The sequence below is a fragment of the Acinetobacter sp. genome (genome assembly GCF_036666595.1).
Taxonomy (GTDB): Bacteria; Pseudomonadota; Gammaproteobacteria; order Pseudomonadales; family Moraxellaceae; genus Acinetobacter.
The window spans coordinates 45952-64675 of the sequence record NZ_JAVWVO010000015.1 but is presented as its reverse complement, the minus strand read 5'-3'; the positions used below and the strand labels follow the sequence as shown (position 1 = coordinate 64675).

21 protein-coding genes are annotated in these 18724 nt (G+C 41.3%); 8 read left to right on the top strand and 13 right to left on the bottom strand.

Going from position 1 to position 18724, the window contains the following annotated elements:
* Positions 1-200 precede the first annotated feature (200 nt).
* The gene (locus tag RR876_RS15620) at positions 201-419 is read left to right on the top strand and encodes a DUF1653 domain-containing protein (RefSeq protein ID WP_004693482.1); all 219 of its coding nucleotides are present in this window, start codon (positions 201-203) and stop codon (positions 417-419) included.
* Positions 420-449: 30 nt separating this feature from the next.
* Positions 450-1055 carry a class I SAM-dependent methyltransferase gene (locus RR876_RS15615; protein WP_332478183.1) on the top strand — a complete coding sequence of 202 codons (606 nt, stop codon included), beginning with the start codon at positions 450-452 and terminating at the stop codon, positions 1053-1055.
* Between the two features lie 25 nt (positions 1056-1080).
* On the opposite strand, the gene RR876_RS15610 is transcribed toward RR876_RS15615, so the two are convergent.
* Positions 1081-1284 carry a KTSC domain-containing protein gene (locus tag RR876_RS15610; RefSeq protein ID WP_004980128.1) on the bottom strand — a complete coding sequence of 68 codons (204 nt, stop codon included), beginning with the start codon at positions 1282-1284 and terminating at the stop codon, positions 1081-1083.
* 140 nt (positions 1285-1424) lie between these two features.
* Positions 1425-2855: a pyridoxal phosphate-dependent aminotransferase gene (locus RR876_RS15605; protein WP_332478184.1), complete on the bottom strand. Its 1431-nt coding sequence runs from the start codon at positions 2853-2855 to the stop codon at positions 1425-1427.
* A gap of 227 nt (positions 2856-3082) precedes the next feature.
* Between RR876_RS15605 and msrB the strand changes: the two genes are divergently transcribed.
* From msrB to RR876_RS15585, 4 genes are read left to right on the top strand one after another with little or no spacing between them, the layout of a single operon-like run.
* Positions 3083-3502, top strand: coding sequence for a peptide-methionine (R)-S-oxide reductase MsrB (msrB, locus tag RR876_RS15600; RefSeq protein ID WP_005399615.1), 420 nt, complete (start codon positions 3083-3085; stop codon positions 3500-3502).
* The gene (locus tag RR876_RS15595; protein WP_004980122.1) at positions 3499-3981 is read left to right on the top strand and encodes a glutathione peroxidase; all 483 of its coding nucleotides are present in this window, start codon (positions 3499-3501) and stop codon (positions 3979-3981) included. The genes msrB and RR876_RS15595 overlap by 4 nt, the downstream gene beginning before the upstream one ends.
* 21 nt (positions 3982-4002) lie before the next feature.
* Positions 4003-4854 carry an AraC family transcriptional regulator gene (locus RR876_RS15590; protein ID WP_332478236.1) on the top strand — a complete coding sequence of 284 codons (852 nt, stop codon included), beginning with the start codon at positions 4003-4005 and terminating at the stop codon, positions 4852-4854.
* Positions 4855-4901: 47 nt separating this feature from the next.
* On the top strand, positions 4902-5516 hold the full coding sequence (locus RR876_RS15585; RefSeq protein WP_332478237.1) for a LysE family translocator: 615 nt from the start codon (positions 4902-4904) through the stop codon (positions 5514-5516).
* A 96-nt stretch (positions 5517-5612) separates the two neighbouring features.
* On the opposite strand, the gene dapC is transcribed toward RR876_RS15585, so the two are convergent.
* From dapC to RR876_RS15560, 5 genes are all read right to left on the bottom strand, one after another.
* Complete coding sequence (gene dapC / locus RR876_RS15580; RefSeq protein WP_332478185.1) at positions 5613-6782, bottom strand: succinyldiaminopimelate transaminase; 1170 nt, start codon at positions 6780-6782, stop codon at positions 5613-5615.
* A 24-nt stretch (positions 6783-6806) separates the two neighbouring features.
* Positions 6807-9473, bottom strand: a complete 2667-nt coding sequence (glnD, locus tag RR876_RS15575; protein WP_332478186.1) for a [protein-PII] uridylyltransferase — start codon at positions 9471-9473, stop codon at positions 6807-6809.
* Between the two features lie 28 nt (positions 9474-9501).
* On the bottom strand, positions 9502-10716 hold the full coding sequence (purT, locus tag RR876_RS15570; RefSeq protein ID WP_332478187.1) for a formate-dependent phosphoribosylglycinamide formyltransferase: 1215 nt from the start codon (positions 10714-10716) through the stop codon (positions 9502-9504).
* Positions 10717-10936: 220 nt separating this feature from the next.
* Positions 10937-11284 carry an L-valine transporter subunit YgaH gene (gene ygaH, locus RR876_RS15565; protein ID WP_234966187.1) on the bottom strand — a complete coding sequence of 116 codons (348 nt, stop codon included), beginning with the start codon at positions 11282-11284 and terminating at the stop codon, positions 10937-10939.
* Positions 11281-12033, bottom strand: coding sequence for an AzlC family ABC transporter permease (locus RR876_RS15560; protein ID WP_004693451.1), 753 nt, complete (start codon positions 12031-12033; stop codon positions 11281-11283). Before RR876_RS15560 ends, ygaH begins: the two co-directional genes overlap by 4 nt.
* 101 nt (positions 12034-12134) lie before the next feature.
* Between RR876_RS15560 and RR876_RS15555 the strand changes: the two genes are divergently transcribed.
* A complete protein-coding gene (locus RR876_RS15555; protein WP_332478188.1) occupies positions 12135-12617 on the top strand; it encodes a hypothetical protein in 483 nt (160 codons plus the stop codon).
* Between the two features lie 174 nt (positions 12618-12791).
* Here RR876_RS15555 and RR876_RS15550 read toward each other — a convergent pair whose 3' ends face one another.
* The gene (locus RR876_RS15550) at positions 12792-13487 is read right to left on the bottom strand and encodes a Crp/Fnr family transcriptional regulator (protein ID WP_332478189.1); all 696 of its coding nucleotides are present in this window, start codon (positions 13485-13487) and stop codon (positions 12792-12794) included.
* Between the two features lie 117 nt (positions 13488-13604).
* Here RR876_RS15550 and RR876_RS15545 point away from each other — a divergent pair, with 117 nt between their 5' ends.
* Entirely contained in the window at positions 13605-14144 is a 540-nt protein-coding gene (locus RR876_RS15545; protein ID WP_332478190.1) for an Mpo1-like protein, read from the top strand.
* A 58-nt stretch (positions 14145-14202) separates the two neighbouring features.
* On the opposite strand, the gene RR876_RS15540 is transcribed toward RR876_RS15545, so the two are convergent.
* The 5 genes from RR876_RS15540 to RR876_RS15520 all read right to left on the bottom strand — a co-directional run bounded on the left by RR876_RS15540 (position 14203) and on the right by RR876_RS15520 (position 18718).
* Positions 14203-14541, bottom strand: coding sequence for a hypothetical protein (locus RR876_RS15540; RefSeq protein WP_332478191.1), 339 nt, complete (start codon positions 14539-14541; stop codon positions 14203-14205).
* A 190-nt stretch (positions 14542-14731) separates the two neighbouring features.
* Entirely contained in the window at positions 14732-15823 is a 1092-nt protein-coding gene (gene ychF / locus RR876_RS15535) for a redox-regulated ATPase YchF (protein WP_004693442.1), read from the bottom strand.
* Positions 15824-16159: 336 nt separating this feature from the next.
* Positions 16160-16819, bottom strand: coding sequence for a methionine ABC transporter permease (locus RR876_RS15530; RefSeq protein ID WP_332478192.1), 660 nt, complete (start codon positions 16817-16819; stop codon positions 16160-16162).
* A complete protein-coding gene (locus RR876_RS15525; protein ID WP_332478193.1) occupies positions 16800-17870 on the bottom strand; it encodes an ATP-binding cassette domain-containing protein in 1071 nt (356 codons plus the stop codon). Before RR876_RS15525 ends, RR876_RS15530 begins: the two co-directional genes overlap by 20 nt.
* An 11-nt stretch (positions 17871-17881) precedes the next feature.
* Positions 17882-18718, bottom strand: a complete 837-nt coding sequence (locus RR876_RS15520) for a MetQ/NlpA family ABC transporter substrate-binding protein (protein WP_332478194.1) — start codon at positions 18716-18718, stop codon at positions 17882-17884.
* Positions 18719-18724: the final 6 nt, after the last annotated feature.

The window sequence follows — 18724 nt, the reverse complement described above, 5'->3', positions numbered from 1 at the left end:
AGAAGAATCATAGAGTAAATCTAAAAATAGATAAAACAGTTTGTTTTTATTTTAATAATCGGTTTTATAGATTTAAAGATGTTTTCTTCAATTATTTCATAAAGCTATATGGGGAATTTAAATGATTTTTCAAGTGATTTGCAGTTTAAGTAGAATAAATTAGGTATGATCGAGACAGTTAAAAAATAGGGAAGCAAGTGATGCAATTACAGCGTGGTATCTATCAGCATTATAAAGGGCAATTGTATCAAGTTTTACATGTGGCGACGCATAGTGAAACTGAAGAAAAATTAGTGGTTTATCAGTGTTTATATGGTGATTACTCGATTTGGGTACGTCCACTTGCCATGTTTACTGAAACGGTAATGCTAGAAGATGACCGTGAAGTTGAGCGCTTTAAACTGATTCAAGAAGTATAAACAACGCTAAGTAAAGTAGAGGGGGATTGGATGATGCATGCAGAATTTTTGAGTAGAGTATCGGCTTTATATCATCGCTTTCAAGAACATGACAGTACGCAAGCAGATCGCATTGCGCGCTTTCGTAATATTGAGCCTGAGTCTGCACAATTTTTGGCGCAACTGGTGCATATTCAACAGTCTCAGCAGATATTAGAAATAGGAACATCAACCGGCTACTCAACCTTATGGTTGGCTTATGCAGCACAACAAGTGAATGCTCGATTAACCACTTTGGAAATTGATGCTGACAGAAGTCAACAAGCCGCTGCTCATCTTGCGGATTTCAATTTATCCAATGGCGTTGAGTTTTGGGTGGGTGACGCAGCTGAATATTTGAAGCAGTCGCAAGCCATCTTTGATTTTATCTTGCTAGATGCTGAACGTGATGCTTATGTCGACTATTGGCCAAATTTGAAACGATTGATGTGTGTTTCACGCGGAGTTTTGGTGGTTGATAATGTTCTATCGCATGCCGATCAAGTCACGGACTTCATCGCGCTTATTCAGCAAGACGAGCAGTTTAACCTGTCTACACTGGCGATTGGTGCGGGCTTGTTGCTGGTGACGTGGGATTATGAAAAACAATCAGGATAAATCCTGATTGTTTGAGCTTTAAAAATTAATGAATACTTAAGCGCGTAAAGTGCAAATCATATTCTAAATATTTATGAACAAAGGCTGTTTTATTATTACATCGAACTAAGTTGTTATAAATAAATTCAGGCACAGGGTGGTACAGCTCGCCTGAACCATCGGCATAGAAAATTTTTAAATAGCGTGTGGAAGCATTATATTTCCAAGATGTTACCGCAATTGTCCCCATAAGCGACTCCCCATCATGTACATGGAATCACAGCAATGTGGCTGCTTAATTTAAACTTATGCCAAACTTAAAAAGTGAAGTATTACAGTTTTGTAAATAAAAAAACCGTACATAAAGTACGGTTTTTTTTAAGTGATCAATTAACGCATTTTCGCAAGGAAACGACCTACACGTGTAATGGCTTCACGTAGTTCATTTTCAGCAGGTAAGAACACCACACGGAAATGATCTGGTGTTGGCCAGTTAAAGCCTGTGCCTTGAACTAGAAGTACTTTTTCCGCACGAAGTAGATCAAGCATCAGTTTTTCGTCATCTTGAACTGGATAGATTTCTGGGTCCAATTTCGGGAAGCAATACATCGCGCCTTCAGGCTTAACACAAGATACACCCGGAATATCATTCAACATTTGCCAAGCAATATTACGCTGTTCGTATAAACGACCGCCTGGACGAATTAAATCATTGATTGACTGGTAGCCGCCTAAAGCAGTTTGAATGGCATACTGTGCTTGGTGGTTAGCACATAAACGCATAGAAGCGAGCATGTCTAAACCTTCAATATAGTCGACTGCACGAGACTTATCGCCTGTGATTGCCATCCAGCCTGAACGGTAACCCGCAATACGGTATGCTTTAGATAAACCATTGAAAGAGATACAGAGTTGGTCACCAGCTAATGCTGCTACAGAAACATGTTCAATACCGTCATAAACGATTTTGTCGTAAATTTCATCTGCAAACAAAATCAAATCATGCTTTTTAGCCAAAGCGACAATTTGCTCAAGTACATGACGTGGATAAACTGCACCAGTTGGGTTGTTTGGATTGATAATCACGATACCGCGGGTACGTGGTGTGATTTTACTCTCCATATCTGCAATGTCGGGATACCAAAAGTTTTCTTCATCACATTTATAATGAATGGCTGTACCGCCTGAAAGGTTCACCGCAGCTGTCCAAAGGGGATAGTCAGGCATTGGCACGAGCATCTCGTCACCATCATCTAACAAGCCTTGCATGGCCATCACAATCAATTCAGAGACACCATTGCCGATATACACGTCATTGACATGCATATCTAAGATGCCTTTTTGCTGATAGTACTGACAGATGGCTTTACGCGCAGGGAAAATCCCTTTTGAGTCGGTATAGCCCACTGCATTTGGCAGGTTTAAAGCTACATCATTAATAATCTCTTGAGGAGCTTCAAAACCAAACGGTGCAGGGTTACCAATATTCAGTTTGATAATTTTATGACCGGCTTCTTCCATTTCATTGGCCGCTCGCAACACTGGTCCACGGATGTCGTAGCAAACATGCTCGAGCTTAGACGATTTTTTTATTTCGCGTGGGGTTTGGTGAGTGTTCGGCATTTTGATGTTCTCGGAAAGAGTGGAGGTCACTTTTGCATAACGATATAAATAACTTTTAAATGTTTCAGTTGTTACCAGATCGAGATCATGTTCATCTCTGAGTAAAGCAACAATTTTTTCATGCGTATATCCTACCTGTTGATATTGTTTAATCACAGGCAGTAGATGTTTAAAAATAACGCTCTTTTTTTGCGACATTTTTTAATCCTAAGCAAGAATGTCAATAAGACTAACACTAAATTTGCTCACAAAAAAGCATTTAAGAAAATAAAATGCTCACCATATTTCCATAATGCTTTCTTTTTGCTTTTGTTGGAATTATAGGTCTTTTGTAAATTGTGAACTAAAGACTAGAAATTTTAAGATGAATCACGTAAATATAGGATTATCCTATTTTAAATAGCAAGATAGAAAGGGACGTGATCATGGGAAAACTCAATAAAACAGACCGAGAATGGCAGAGAGAGTTATCACCTGACGAATTTCGCATTACGCGACAAAAGGGGACGGAACCAGCCTTTACGGGGAAATATTGGAATACTAAACAAGCCGGCACTTATGTATGTCGCTGCTGTGGTACGCCATTATTTAATTCTGAAAATAAATATGACAGTGGTTGCGGCTGGCCAAGTTTTTATAAGCCACTCAATACGACTGTGATAGAAGAGCATCAAGATACAACACATGGCATGGTGCGTACCGAAATTGTATGTCATCACTGTGATGCTCATTTAGGCCATGTTTTTACAGATGGACCTGAGCCTACAGGTTTACGTTACTGTGTAAACTCGGCTTCATTAGAACTAGAAACACAAGAAAAAAGTGATGAGGATACTTATCCATGACCAACATTTATCAGTTTGAAGCGGAATTGTTAGATGGAAAAAATAAATCCTTTGCTGACTATGAGGGCGAAGTGCTGCTCATAGTCAATACGGCCAGTAAATGTGGTTTTACACCACAATTTGCGGGATTAGAAAAAATTTATGAGCAATATCATGCACAAGGGTTTGAGGTGTTAGGCTTCCCTTGTAATCAGTTTGGGGGGCAAGATCCGGGTAGTAATGAGCAAATAGGTACGTATTGTCAGAAAAACTATGGGGTGACTTTTCCCATGTTTTCCAAAGTCGATGTAAAAGGTCCTGAAGCCCACGCCATATTCCGTTATTTAACCAATAACAGCAAAGGGATTCTCGGCAGCGGCATTAAGTGGAATTTTACCAAATTTTTGATTGGTAAAGATGGCAAAGTAATTAATCGTTATGCGCCAACCACCAAGCCTGAAGCGATTCAGGCAGATATTGAAAAAGCATTACAACAATAATCGGTTGATGTGTCGGTAGTGATGAAAGAGCAAGGTACTTCAGTTGAATTTTGGAGTGATCCGCGCATGCCTTATGTGGAAACACGTCGGGCATGTGCAAGTCGTGCTTGTTATAAAGCCCATAGTCATCCGACATTTTCAATTGGAGCGGTGGATCAAGGCAACAGTATTTTCACTAGCCACTTCGGTGGAACGCAACAAATAGACGCGGGTACCTTGGTATTGGTTCCTGCACATGTAGAACATGCGTGTAATCCTGTTCCAGATCAGGCTTGGAGCTACCAAATGATGCATTTAGATGCACATTGGTTGAAACAATTATTACAAGAAACTGGACATGATGATACTTGTCATAACATTCCGCAGTTCAAACCCGTGCTGTATAAACAGCCAAAGATGTATCAAGACTTTAGTTGCCTCAACAGTCAATTATTTGATACTGCACTGTCGTATTGGGAAAAAGAACAAACTTTAATCACAACACTTACTGAGCTTTTATTTCCATATATTCAACTAGAATGGCTTGCTCCTCAACACTATGCACAGCAAGAGTTTAAGCAGCTTTTATCGATGATTCAGGATGCTGACGTGTTTTTATCATTAGAGCAAATGTCGCAAGAAGTCCAATTGAGTCGGTATGCCATTATTCGGCTATTTAAATCATCTTTAGGCATGACGCCGCACGCTTATCAATTGAATCATAAAATTAATGATGCACGCACCTTTTTAAAACAAGGCATGGATATAGCGCAACTGAGTTATACACTGGGCTTTAGTGATCAAAGTCATTTTCATCGTGTTTTTAAAAGTTTAACGGGCACCACTCCTAAGCTCTATCAAAAGCAACATCGCGCAATTTTATCCAAGAGTTGAGCTTAATCTGTCGTTAGGCTTGTCTCACTTTTAAAGAGAGATAAGTGATGGAGCTTTTTATTGTTATTGCTGTGACGCATTTTGTGGCTTTGCTTTCTCCTGGTCCCGATTTTTTCCTCATTTTGATGACGGCATTAAACAGGGGTCAAAGAAGGGCACGATATACAGTTTTCGGTATTGCAGCTGGGAATGCTTTTATTCTAGCGCTTATTTTTACTTTACTGGGGTGGCTTGGGCATATTCATGCCTATGTTCTGATGTTGCTACGCGGATTAGGTGTTGCGTATTTGTTGTATTTGTCTATGCAGTGTTTTCGTTATGAGTATCATGAAAATGTTGACGTTCAAGCGCATGACCCTGCGACTCATCAAACGAGAATTCTATGTTTTACTCAAGGTCTACAGTCGAGTTTGCTGAACCCTAAAAATATGATGTTCTACAGTAGTTTGATATTGCTGGTTTATTCAAAATTTGATGTTTATACCTTGCTTTTAATGAGTCTCTGGATGGTGGCTGTGGTTCTGATGTGGAATCTGTTGTTGCTTAAGTTATTTGGTTGGAAGCGCTGGAATCATTTTTTAACTCAGCGACTCGATTGGCTTTATAAGATGTCAGGGACTTGTTTTCTTGGGTTTGCAATCATGCTCATGGTATCTGGATGATTAAAAATAAGAGACATAGATTAGGGCTCTTATTTTTTAGAATTGATTAAGAGAAAACCTCCGTTATAGGAGGTTTTCTTTTTTAGATGAGCTTATTTATAAAATTGCTTTTAAGCGAGCAATGACTTGTTCACACTGTGCGAGATCGGCGACTAGAGCAAGACGCACATGGTTTTCGCCTGGGTTACCTTGGTCAGTATCGCGTGACAAGTAACGCCCTGGAAGTACTTTGACATGTGCTTTTTCCATGAGCATTTTTGCAAAAGTTTCGTCATTATCTACTTTTAACCAGTAGTAAAAGCCTGCATCTGGTTTTTGTAGGGGCAGTATATGGCCCAATTCCTTTTGAAATAAATCAAATTTTGCACGATATTGCACACGGTTTTCTTCAACATGCACTTCGTCATCCCATGCTGCAATCGAAGCCAATTGGTGCTGTACAGGCATCGCTGCACCATGATAGGTACGGTATTGCAAATAAGGCTTGAGTAAAGCCGCATCACCCGCGACAAAGCCAGAGCGCATACCTGGTAAGTTTGAGCGTTTAGATAGTGAGTGGAATACGACGCAATTTTTGTAGTCGTCTCGGCCTATTTCAGCACAAACTTCGAGTAGGCCCACAGGTGCAGTATCAAACCAAAGTTCTGAATAGCATTCATCCGATGCAATCACAAAACCATATTGGTCTGAAAGTGCGATTAACTTTTTGAATTGTTCTTTTGATAGTACTGCACCTGTCGGGTTGCCCGGTGTGCAAACAAATAACAGAGCTGTTTTCTCCCAGACTTCAGCAGGTACAGCATCAAAGTCACCGAGGTAATCGTTTTCTTCGGTGCAATTTACAAAATACGGTTTTGCCCCAGCAAGTAAAGCTGCACCTTCATAAATTTGGTAGAACGGGTTAGGCATAACCACATAAGGCGCGTCTTCACGGTTCACCAAGGCTTGAACAAAAGAAAAGATTGCTTCACGGGTGCCAGAAACAGGCAATATATTGTTTTCTGCACTAATCTGATTGAGTTGAAAACGACGGGTTAGCCAGTTTGCAATACTGGTGCGTAATTCGGGTATACCTTTACTGTTTGGGTAGGTCGATAAATGTTGGAAATTATCGATAATGGCTTGTTTCACAAACTCGGGTGCAGGATGCTTAGGCTCACCAATCGAGAGTGGAATGAGGGGTAAGTCTGCGGGAGTAATATCCTGAAATAGTTTATTCAACTTTTCAAAAGGATAAGGATGTAAAAGGGATAAACTCGAATTCATGAAACAAAATACCAGTGTGTATTGTTAATGTTGACCACAGACCTGACTAGAGGCTTCATCTAAGGCTGATTTTAGTTGTGCAGCAAAAGTTTCAGCTTCAGCTTCAGTCATAGGTTGACCATCTTTTTTGGTGACAAAGAAAATATCTTCGGCACGCTCACCTAGGGTGGCAATTTTAGCAGAGTGAATATCTAACCCTTGCATCATAAACAACCCACCCACTTTGGCGAGTAAGCCGGGATGGTCAAGTGTTGCAATTTCGACCATGTTTTGTTGCAGTGCTTCATTCAGCGTAATATCAACGGTGTTTTCAATGTCGAAATGGCGTAGCTGACGTGGGATGCGACGTTGCATGAGCCCAGGGTATTTATCTGAATTGGCTAAGGCATCTTTTAACGCTGACAGCACTTTGGCTTCACGTTCAGGGTCGGTTAGCAGCGTACCAAAACGGTCAAGTACGACATAAGTGTCTAAACTAAATGCTTTGGTTGCGGTAATAATACGCGCATCTTGTACGTCCAAATTCATACGATCAAGAATAGCAACCGTTGTTGCAAACAGGTTGGGCTGATCTTGTGTATAAATAAAGATTTGTACTGCATCTTGAGCAAATTTACGCTGTGCACGCATTAAAACCAGCGGTTCAGGGTTGTCACCGTGCTGTAAAATAGCACGTGTGTGCCAAGCAATTTCATCAGCAGATTCTTTGAGGAAATATTCATCCCCCAGTTCTTGCCAGACTTTTTCGACGTCATCTAGTGCAAACTCTTCGACCAGTTGCTCACTGGCAGAGAACTTAGTGTCCTCAATTAGCATTTGATAATCAACAGGACGGCCTAAACCTGAGCGAATCACGTCACGTGCATGCGTATAGAGCTGACGCATGAGAGAAGCACGCCATGTATTCCAAAGCGAAGGGTTGGTTGCATTGATATCTGAAACAGTCAACGTATATAGATAGTCAAGATGTTCCATGTCGCCCATTTTCTCAGCAAAAGCTTTAACCACATCGGGGTCAGAAATGTCTTTCTTTTGAGAAGTGACGGACATGAGTAAATGGTTTTGGATGAGCCATGCGACAAGGTTGCATTCACGTTCGGTAAAACCATGACTACGACAGAATTCAATCGCATCGGTTGCACCTAGCTCACTATGGTCTCCACCACGGCCTTTAGCAATATCATGGAAAATGGCAGCCAAATAAACAATGTCCCGACGTGCCAGACGTTGGAACACTGAACTCACGACAGGGAAGTCTTTGGCAAACTCAGGTTCTTTGAAACGGTTTAAGTTGCGCAGTAATAATAAAGTATGTGCATCAACGGTATAGATATGGAACAAGTCATATTGCATCAACCCCATAATCTGCCCAAATGCAGGAATATAGTTACCTAAAACGCCATAACGTTTCATTGCCACCATGGTTTCGTATAAACGATGCGGGGAGCGAATGATGGCCATAAACAGGGCTTGGTGTGCTGGATTATCTCTATATTTTTGGTCAATGCGTTTAGCCGCCAAAATCAACAGGCGGAGCGTACGTGCTCGGATACCAGTAATTTCAGGTCGATTTGCCAATAAATAGAAAATTTCTAAAATAGCACTTGGGTTTTCAGAGAAAATTTTATGGTGTTGAACTGCCAGTTTGCCGTCGACCAGTTTAAAATTTTCATTGATTTCTTCAATGTTACGCTCATAGTTCGGTAGGCGTGGGGTAATCACAGATTCATTAAAATAAGCCAACAGCATTTCATTCAGCGTGGTGACTTGTTGCGCGCTTCGATAATAACGCTTCATGAATTGTTCAATCGGATAATTCGGTGATTTACCTTCTTCACGCACATAGCCAAACTTTGCGGCAATGTCACGTTGATAGTCGAACAGTAAACGGTTTTCATCACGTTTAGTGAGGCGGTGTAGGTGATGACGAATTTCCCAGAGGAAGCTTTCGGCTTCTTCTAATACCCCCAACTCAAACTCTGAAATAAAGCCTAAATGCACCAAGTCATAAATACGGTTGACGCGGAAATGCCGTTTAGCAATCCAACCAATTTGGTTAATGTCCCGAATGCCACCCGGCGCGTTTTTAATATCGGGCTCTAGATTACTTTCCGTAAAATTATGCTGTGCATAACGCTTAGCCTGTTCTTCCATTTTTGCATCATAGAAGGTTTTGTCTGTCCATGTTTGTGAAACAATGCGTCGTGGCCATTTAGCTAAGTGTTCATTGCCTGTAATTAAACGGGACTCAATGAGGGCGGTGGCAACAGTTAAGTCGGAGGTTGCTTGTTCAACACAGTTGGCAATGGTGCGTACACTAATACCAGGTTTGAAATTTCCGACATCCCAAAGTGAGGAAATAAAGACAGAAATGAGTTTCTCTTGTTCTTCGCTAAACTCATCCTCAGACAAGATCATGATGTCTACATCAGAGTAAGGCAGCATCTCTCGGCGACCGTAACCACCGACAGCAAATAAACTTAAGTCTGTCTGATCGAGTTTTGCATATTTCCATAGGAAAATAAGTGCTTCATCGATCATATTTGAACGCGTTAAAATGACATCACGAATGGATTGGCCATGATCAAAACTTTCTTGTAATTGATTTTCGACATCACTACGCCATTGATTAATCGCTTTGATGTCGTGATTACTGCTGACATAGTTAAGCAGTGGAGAAGTATTGATCATGAACCGTATCCGTATATTTTAACAACGCTTAATTTTGATGAACGCTAACCAGTCCAGCAGTTTGTGCTGCTAGTTCACGCGCTTGGTCGGTTGTTTCAGCACGTGCTGTCGCAACGCCCATACGGCGACGTGTAAAGCCTTCTGGTTTACCAAAAATGCGTAAATCAGTATTTGGATTTGCCAAAGCAAGATTTAAGCCAGAAAAAGATAAGTTATTTGCATCCACACCTGCATAGATCACGGCGCTCGCTGCAACGCTATGACGTGCTGTGTTTACAGGCAGACCCAAAATCGCACGTGCATGTAATTCAAATTCACTTTGGAACTGAGAGGCAAGTGTCACAAGACCTGTGTCATGTGGGCGTGGTGATACTTCACTAAACCACACTTTATCGCCTTTGACAAAGAGTTCTACACCGAAAATACCACAGCCACCTAATGCGATGGTGACTTTATTGGCAATACGCTTTGCTTCGTCAAGGGCTGCTGGTGTCATGGCTTGGGGTTGCCAGCTTTCAACATAGTCGCCTGCATCTTGGCGGTGACCAATTGGGTCGCAGTACGATGTTTCAATTTCACCTGTTTCAGGGTTTTTTGAACGTACTGTTAATAGCGTAATTTCAAAATCAAAATCAATTTGTGATTCTACAATCACTGTCCCTTGATTTACACGACCACCTGTTTGTGCATATTCCCAAGCAGCATCTACTTCTGAAAATTCTTTTACGCGGGATTGGCCTTTACCAGAAGAGGACATGACTGGTTTAACAAAGTTTGGATAACCAATGTCATCACATGCAGCACGGAAAGATTCTAAAGTATCTGCAAAACGATAAGCCGATGTCGGTAAGCCCAGTTCTTCCGCAGCTAAACGACGGATGCCTTCACGGTTCATGGTTAAATTGACCGCTTTTGCAGAGGGAATGACTGTTGCAATTTTATCTTGTTCGATTTCAACCAATACTTGCGTTGCAATGGCTTCAATTTCAGGAACAATTAAATTCGGCTTAACGTCCTGAATGAGTTGTTTAAGCGCTGTTGCATCTGCCATATTTAAGGTATAGGCATAGTGTGCCACTTGCATTGCAGGAGCATGATCGTAACGGTCAGCAGCATGAACTTCTACACCTAAACGTTGTAAAGAAATCACAACTTCTTTCCCAAGCTCTCCAGAACCCAATAGCAGGACTTTAAATGCTGAAGGCTGAAGTGGAGTACCAATAGTAACGCTCATGTAAATCATCCATGCTTGATTTTATGGGCTTTTAGCATAGCAGAACTCTTAAAAGTGTTCAGGGTTCATTCACATAAATTAATGATATTGTCCAACAATTTTTTTTATAAAGCTGTGCATTCCAAAGTCAAAATTTTCATGGAAAGGATGATAAATAAATTTTTCCAATCAAGCTGGAAATGACTTGCACAGCTGAGCGCTTCAAGTTTTGATGGATGCAAGATATGGGTTAAAAAGGCAGAGGAATATAGGTATAAACCAAACCATAGCTCAGTGCTGCGGTGAGTGTAGCGGGGACAATTTGCTTAAACTTGAAATAAAGTCCAGCTAATACGATGAAGCCGACTAACATGGCAAAACTTTTATTGGGTGTATCTAACAGTGGTGGCAAAGTCGCAACCACGAGCATTGAACTGATCGCCGCAATACCAATCGAACCCAATGCAATCTTTAACCATAAAGCACCGCGCTTTTGTGAACCTTGTTGGAACTTTTGAATGACGAAGAATGGGCCAAAGCGTGAAGCAAAATTTGCAATACCCACTACAATGCCGACCAAGATAATTTCGATATTCATGCTTGATCTCCCATATGTTCAGGGTCTGGTTTTTTCAGTACATAGTGTTTAAACAAACCTGCAAATATACCTGAACTGATACCAATAAAAATTGCAGCAGATAAGTCAATAAAATAGCAAGCAATGGCAGATACAAGAATGGTCACAGCCACCACGAAAGTGTGTTTCTTTTCAAAAGCTGCCAATAAGAAACTTAAGAACAGTGCAGGCAATAGAAAGTCTAGAGCGGCTTGTAAAAACTGGGGTAAATGACTGACTTGGTCTGCAAACATTCCACCTAGAAAAGAACCTGTAGCCCATGCGAGCCAACTAAACAGACTTAAACCGAGCATCCAAGACTCAGACCACTCTTGGCGACGCTGCGACAGTTTAATCATGCCTGAGGCAAAAACTTCGTCGGTTAGCCCCCATGACCATATAGCAGTTTTCTTTAGGTTTAGTTTATCTTGAATTAAGTTTTGTAGCGCAGGGCCATAGAGTAAGTGACGAATATCTAAGGCAATCACAGTGAGAGCAGTCATCCAAATAGATGTTCCACTACCCAATAGGGCAACCACTAAAAACTGGCTGGCCCCCGCATACATTGAGCAGGATAAAAATAAAGCTTCCCATGCACTAAAGCCAAACTGGGTTGCGGATACACCAAAGGCAAAAGAAACAGGTAGATAAGTAAAGATAATCGCTTGGCTATCCTTAGCCCCTTGCCAAAAGCCAGCAGCTTGCGCAGGAGTGGGATTAAGTTCGGACACAACACACCTTGAAGAAGACTTTATCAATAGGTCAAAATTGATTGTGTATTGTAACTGAATTCACTAGCATAGTGCCCAATTGTTTGTTGAGGCGTTTAACCATGTTGAAGCTCGAATTACGTACTTTAGGGCTGACTGCTATGATTGTAAGCAGTTTACTTTTGCAAGCTTGTGGGCGGTCAGAGCAAGCTCCTGAACAAAAAGTAGAAATTAAGGCTGCGCCAAAAATTACCAATGACGCTACGGAATATGCCCAGCGTGCTTGGGTGTTTATCAATGAAGTAGATGGCTTGGTCTATAACAAGCAACTGGATCAGATTGAAGCTAAAGTCCGTCATCCTGCACGTAAACTCAGTACGGACTGGCGTATCAATGTCAAAATGACAGACTCAGTGACCGAAGGAAAATACGCACTGTGTCGTAAAGCCTTGACCAGCTTAGAAGTATGGGCACGTGAGACCTTAGATGGCTCTTCGAGTGTTGCACAGAAACAGAGCGATTATGAGCGTGATAAAGCACAATGTCGGGGCGCAATTGATAACCCAAGTTTAGGCAATACAGACCCTAAAAAAGTAGGTGTCTAAGACCGATATAGCATGACCAAAAGCGAGTTTTTAAAACTCGCTTTTTTATGGTTATAGCTTTAATGAATGACATAATAAAAATATTCCTATGCACTAAAATATAAGAATTGAGTAGCAATATTTTGATAAAGTCCTTCTATATGAATTGCGCTCTTAAGGAGCAAGCTTGATTGTCTATTCTGAGCTATGTGCCATTTTATGCAGCTTTGCATGATCTAAAATTTTTATTTTTTTAAAAGCAATTGCCAGTATCCCTTGTTTTTCTAAGTTTTGAAGTTCTTGGTTGATGGTTTGGCGTGAACACATCAGCATTTGAGCTAGTTGCTCCTGTGATAAATGAATTTCATCATTGGTAATCGCGAGATGGTTGCCATAACCGCTTAAAATAAACAGTAAGCGTTGAGCCAGTCGTTGACTGATATTTTGACTTTGGATTGCGATCAGTTCTAAAAAGGCGAGACGTAACTTCTGCGAAGCAAGTTGGGCAATATGAAACCAAAATTCTGGGGTGGCTTGGATAAATTCTTCAACATCGCGTTTAGGTAGATGGAGCAGGGTACTTTTTTGAATAGCAATCGCATCGTGCGAACGCGGTTGCTGATCTATTAATGAAATTTCTCCAAACCACATAATCGGTTCTGCAATCGCTGCAACCGCTTCTTTACCTTCAATGTCGACATGACCTAAACGAATTGCGCCGTTCAAGACTGCATAGATGCCATCAAATAAATCCCCAGAGTGAAAAACAGCTTGGTCTTTTGCAACCTCAATATATTTGGCATGTTGCACAATATACTGTTGATATGTTGATGGTAATTTGGCGAACCAATTGTTATTGAGTAATTGTTGTTGATGTTGAATTTCCAGCATTCCGCGTCCTTTCGTGATTGATCGAGCAACTTGTCAGGTCGACGACAACTTGATGGGCTGTTTTCCTTTAAAGTTATTCTATATCGTGATCAATATCATGCAATAAGGAAATACAGTATGAGTAAATTAGAAAAATTATTAAGTCAGTATGCAGCTTATCATCTTGATCATAAAAATATCGTGACCCACTTTGTGGGTATTCCGTTGATTGTGTTTTCAATTATGTGCTTAACCGCAAGAGCTGGCATGACTATTGGCAGTTTTGAAATTACTTTGGCGATGGTTTTGATCTTAGCGAGTATTGTTTACTACCTGAGCTTAGATCGAGTTTTTGGTGTGATCATGCTAGTGATCTATGCCATGGCTTATCCATTGGCGTATAAAATTGCACAGTTTGATTTGGGTCTTTGGTTAGGTCTCAGTATTGGTGTTTTTGTCGTTGGCTGGGCGTTCCAGTTTGTGGGGCATTTCTATGAAAAGAAAAAACCGGCCTTTATGGATGATGTGATTGGCCTAGCCATCGGTCCACTATTTGTTTTGGCAGAAATGGTATTTATGCTTGGTTTTAGAAAAGACATTGAACAACGCATGTTAGATGAAGCACGTAAACAGCGTGCTGCAATGGATAATAAGCATGTCTCTGTGACATCACACTAACTGAATTATTTTATCGAGAAAAAAGCCAGTGAATTTCACTGGCTTTTTTTATGCTGTTTTAAGATGTCTTCGCGACTTTATGTGTATCTGGTTGAGCTTTGGGTGTATTCGGGCTTGGAACATGAGAATCTTTATGGGACTTATTGGTCATATCATTGGCTTTCATTGAATCATGTTTCACCATTTTATCTTGCTTCATGGCTGGATCATGTTTGGCCGTTTTGTCTTGTTTCATTGCCTGATCATGTTTCGTCACGTTCCTGGTTGCGACGCACTTACCACCTTTATGATTTGCACCTGTACCACCCGACAGTGTTGTTCCTTGTGGGCATGCAAATGCTGTAGCGCTAAGTATTGTGAATAAACCTGCTGCAATAAATGTGCTGATCTTTTTCATTTTCGTTTGTTCAATGAAGGCATTAGTGCCTGTGATTAAATTAGCGATAATGTAAAAGAATAGAAGTTAGAATATTGTGTGAGATCCAAACGGATCAGGTGTTCATATGTTATTTAATGCTATTTTTAAGCTTGGTTTAAGCTTATAAAAAAACCCGATTGGTATCGGGTTTTTTTATATCCGGAACGACTTATACGTTAAAGCGGAAGTGTAGAACATCACCGTCTTGAACGATGTACGTTTTACCTTCTAAACGCCATTTACCTGCTTCTTTCGCGCCTGCTTCACCGTTGTATTGAACGAAGTCGTTATAAGCAACACATTCAGCACGGATAAAGCCTTTTTCGAAGTCAGTGTGGATCACGCCAGCCGCTTGTGGTGCGGTTGCACCCACTTTAACGGTCCAAGCACGAACTTCTTGTACACCCGCCGTGAAGTAAGTCTGTAAACCTAAAAGACCGTAGCCTGCGCGAATTACCACGTTTAGACCTGGTTCTTCCATGCCTAAAGCTTCAAGGAACTCAGCACGGTCTTCATCTTCAAGCAATGAAATCTCGGCTTCGATTTGGTTGCAAAGTGGAACTACGATTGCATTTTCTTCAGCTGCAAGTTTTTTAACAGCATCTAAATGCGGGTTGTTTTCAAAACCATCTTCAGCAACGTTCGCAATATACATGGTTGGTTTTAAAGTCATTAAACCAAAACCACGAACCAGTTTACGTTCGTCGTCGTCTAGGTCAGCTGCACGAGCAGGTTTGCCTTCATCAAGTAAAGGTAAAATTTTGTCTAAAACCGCTTTGGTTGCAAGTGCTTCTTTGTCGCCACCTTTTGCAGATTTTGCTAAACGAGTCACTGCTTTTGTCACAGTTTCTAAGTCAGCCAGTGCAAGTTCCGTGTTGATGGTTGCGATGTCATCAAGCGGGTCAATTTTACCGTTAACGTGAATGACGTTTTCATCTTCAAAACAACGTACAACGTGAGCAATCGCATCCGTTTCACGGATGTTTGCAAGGAATTGGTTCCCCAAGCCTTCACCTTTAGATGCACCCGCAACTAAACCTGCAATGTCCACAAATTCCATCGTCGTTGGAATCACACGCTGAGGTTTTACAATCGCGGTAAGTTTGTCTAAACGTGGATCTGGCACAGGAACGATGCCTGTGTTTGGTTCAATGGTACAGAATGGGAAGTTTTCAGCAGCAATAGCAGCTTTAGTCAATGCATTGAAAAGTGTAGATTTACCAACGTTCGGCAAGCCGACAATACCGCAATTAAAACCCATGAAATAACTCACAACGTGTTATATAAAAATTGCCAGTGATTTTACATGAAAGCCATGACAAAGTCAGGTCTCAGGGGAGAAGAATCAAAGTTGTAAATCATGTTGTGGGCAGAACTTCCTCATTTAAGCCCTGTGTACGAGCCTTTTAAGCCTTTTCCTTTAATAAAGAAACCAGATTTAAGAGGTCAGTTGCATGTAGATCATTGTCTATGTAAGGACTGGAGTCTTTCATATAAATGGTGTGAACTTCATATTGAAACACCCTCCTTAGAAAAAGGAGGGGGCTAGAAAACGTGAGTGGACAGTATAGAACTCTACTTTATGTGGGAGATGTGATTAGACCTTCCTTTTATCGAGTTGATTTGCCAAATTGTCTCCAATCGCTTGCACACACATCACCAAAATTACGAGCACGACTATCACGGCCAACATGATCTGCATATCAAAACGCTGATAACCATAGCGATAGGCAATATCGCCTAAACCGCCAGCACCAATTGCACCTGCAATGGCAGAGGAGTTAATCATGGTCACAATGGTCACGGTAAAACCCGCGACAATTCCTGGTAGCGCCTCAGGTAACAACACATACCAAATGATTTGGGTACGGTTACAGCCGATAGCTTGCGCAGCCTCAATCAACCCCTGATCCACTTCACGTAAGCTGACTTCTGCAATTCGTGCAAAAAAGGGTGTTGCTGCTAAGGTTAAAGGGACAACTGCTGCCCAAACACCATAACTGGTGCCTACAATCCAACGTGTGAGTGGAATCAGGGCCACCATCAAAATCAGGAAGGGAACAGAACGAGTGATATTTACCAACCAGCCTAAGCTATGGTTAATACTTTTGGAAGGATAAATGCCATGCTCAGAGGTGCTGACTAGAACCACTGCCATTGGCAGACCAATGAGTAATGCAAAAAATGCGGATGCACCGACCATGATTAAGGTGTCGATAGTACCTGTCAGTAATAAATCAATAAGTTGGTCGTGCATAGCCCAGTACCTCTACATGTGTCACATGCGCTTTAAGTTTTTGTTGTAGCGATTGAATTTCTAAGTCCTGTGTAGGAACAGCAATAACCAATGTTCCAATTAAATGGTTTTGGATGGTGTCGACCTGACTTTGATACAAATGCACAGTTTGTGGAAAGTGTTCTAAAATTTGTTTTAGGTCAGGTGGATGATGCGCATCTGACGTCGAGCGAATTTTGAAAATGGCATGTGTATCAAGCTGCGTAAGTTCAGCATTTAAGCGAAAAGGCAAATCGAGTTGTTCTAGATTCAGTAGTTCTTGGGTAATGCCTTGTTGGGGTTGAGAGAACACCGACCAAACTTCGCCTGATTCCACAATTTCACCACTATCAATGACCACGACCTGATCGCAGATTTCCCGAATCACTTGCATTTCATGGGTAATCAATACAATGGTAATACCCAGCTTGTGATTAATCTCTTTGAGTAGCGACAACACCACAGAGGTGCTTTCTGGATCAAGTGCAGATGTCGCTTCATCACAGAGTAAAATTTCAGGATGGTGGACCAATGCACGGGCAATGCCCACGCGTTGCTTTTGACCGCCAGACAGTTGTGATGGGTAATGCTGTGCCTTATCGCTCAGCCCGACCAACTGTAAAACTTCGTTGACACGTTGTTCGATGTCTTGTTTGGGATAATTGGCCACTTTGAGGGGCAGTGCGACATTTTCATAAACAGTTTTGGCAGACATTAGATTAAAATGCTGGAAAATCATGCCAATGCGTTGGCGGAGCTGAATCAGTTCAGCATGGCTCAATGCGGCCAAGTCTTGCTGATGGATATGGATATGACCTTCACTAATACTTTCTAAACCATTTAAGGTGCGTAGCAAGGAAGATTTACCTGCACCACTTTTGCCAATAATGCCAAACACTTTCCCTGTCGGGATGTCTAGGTCAATATTTTTGAGTGCATGTACAGTTTGACCTTGTACTGCATAGTGTTTGTTTAAGTTACGAATTTTGATATGTGGAATTGAAAAATCCACATGAGAACCAAAGCTGACCATTCTTTTTCTCCTTATTTCCAGCCTTCAAACCACAGACCTTGGCCAAAATCACGATCTAAAATTTCTTGAACGTGTTTTGAGTTTTGAAATGCTTGCACAAAGGCCGCAAGTTTTTGGTTTTGGTCTGGATAGTCTTTACGTGTCACAAATAAGATGGCGTATTTCTTGTCTATCGGATCAAGAAAAAGGGCCTGATGCGGATCTGTGACTTTGGCCATTTTTAAATAATGTGGGAAGCCAAAAATTAAATCGGCATCATTAAACGCATGGGCAGTTTGTGGGCCTTCTACTTCAATAAACTGAAGTTGTTTAGGATTGCTCACAATATCGTTTACGGTAGACAATTCATTGTTGATATCTTTGAGCTGAATCAAACCTGCACGATGCAGTAAAATCAGTGCACGCGCCGAATTCACTGGGTCATTCGGGATGACCACACGTGCTTGAGCTGGTAGTGCATCTAAGGACTTATATTTTTTAGAATACAGTCCGACATGACTTCCTGTTCCAGTAGCGAATGGATGCAGATCATAATTTGTTTCGCGAATGGCATTACGCAGAAAGACACTTTGTTGAAAAAAGTTGGCATCAATGTCGCCATTTTGCACAGCAACATTTGGCGCATGCCAGTCCGAGAATTCAACCAATTTGACCTGAATGCCTTGCTTTTTTACCTCATCTGCCACGCTTTGCAGCAGTTCGGCATAAGGTGGGCTAATGCCAATCGTTAAGACATCATCTTGTGCATGGCTTTTGCTATAGCGGTAACCCGCTAGAGCAAAAATTGTCACGATGACGCTTAAGCCAATCAGCCATTTTTTTCGATTTTGAGTGAAAGATTGCGTCATGGCTTA

Excerpts from the sequence above, each read along its gene's own strand:
- RR876_RS15520 (WP_332478194.1), bottom strand. The coding sequence starts at position 18,718 with ATGACGCAATCTTTCACTCAAAATCGAAAAAAATGGCTGATTGGCTTA.
- RR876_RS15585 (WP_332478237.1), top strand. The coding sequence starts at position 4,902 with ATGGAGCTTTTTATTGTTATTGCTGTGACGCATTTTGTGGCTTTGCTT.
- ychF (WP_004693442.1), bottom strand. The coding sequence starts at position 15,823 with ATGGGTTTTAATTGCGGTATTGTCGGCTTGCCGAACGTTGGTAAATCT.
- ygaH (WP_234966187.1), bottom strand. The coding sequence starts at position 11,284 with ATGAATATCGAAATTATCTTGGTCGGCATTGTAGTGGGTATTGCAAAT.
- msrB (WP_005399615.1), top strand. The coding sequence starts at position 3,083 with ATGGGAAAACTCAATAAAACAGACCGAGAATGGCAGAGAGAGTTATCA.
- RR876_RS15590 (WP_332478236.1), top strand. The coding sequence starts at position 4,003 with ATGAAAGAGCAAGGTACTTCAGTTGAATTTTGGAGTGATCCGCGCATG.
- RR876_RS15530 (WP_332478192.1), bottom strand. The coding sequence starts at position 16,819 with ATGCACGACCAACTTATTGATTTATTACTGACAGGTACTATCGACACC.
- RR876_RS15545 (WP_332478190.1), top strand. The coding sequence starts at position 13,605 with ATGAGTAAATTAGAAAAATTATTAAGTCAGTATGCAGCTTATCATCTT.
- glnD (WP_332478186.1), bottom strand. The coding sequence starts at position 9,473 with ATGATCAATACTTCTCCACTGCTTAACTATGTCAGCAGTAATCACGAC.
- RR876_RS15540 (WP_332478191.1), bottom strand. The coding sequence starts at position 14,541 with ATGAAAAAGATCAGCACATTTATTGCAGCAGGTTTATTCACAATACTT.
- RR876_RS15610 (WP_004980128.1), bottom strand. The coding sequence starts at position 1,284 with ATGGGGACAATTGCGGTAACATCTTGGAAATATAATGCTTCCACACGC.
- RR876_RS15555 (WP_332478188.1), top strand. The coding sequence starts at position 12,135 with ATGTTGAAGCTCGAATTACGTACTTTAGGGCTGACTGCTATGATTGTA.
- RR876_RS15550 (WP_332478189.1), bottom strand. The coding sequence starts at position 13,487 with ATGCTGGAAATTCAACATCAACAACAATTACTCAATAACAATTGGTTC.
- dapC (WP_332478185.1), bottom strand. The coding sequence starts at position 6,782 with ATGAATTCGAGTTTATCCCTTTTACATCCTTATCCTTTTGAAAAGTTG.
- purT (WP_332478187.1), bottom strand. The coding sequence starts at position 10,716 with ATGATTTACATGAGCGTTACTATTGGTACTCCACTTCAGCCTTCAGCA.
- RR876_RS15525 (WP_332478193.1), bottom strand. The coding sequence starts at position 17,870 with ATGGTCAGCTTTGGTTCTCATGTGGATTTTTCAATTCCACATATCAAA.
- RR876_RS15605 (WP_332478184.1), bottom strand. The coding sequence starts at position 2,855 with ATGTCGCAAAAAAAGAGCGTTATTTTTAAACATCTACTGCCTGTGATT.
- RR876_RS15615 (WP_332478183.1), top strand. The coding sequence starts at position 450 with ATGATGCATGCAGAATTTTTGAGTAGAGTATCGGCTTTATATCATCGC.
- RR876_RS15595 (WP_004980122.1), top strand. The coding sequence starts at position 3,499 with ATGACCAACATTTATCAGTTTGAAGCGGAATTGTTAGATGGAAAAAAT.
- RR876_RS15620 (WP_004693482.1), top strand. The coding sequence starts at position 201 with ATGCAATTACAGCGTGGTATCTATCAGCATTATAAAGGGCAATTGTAT.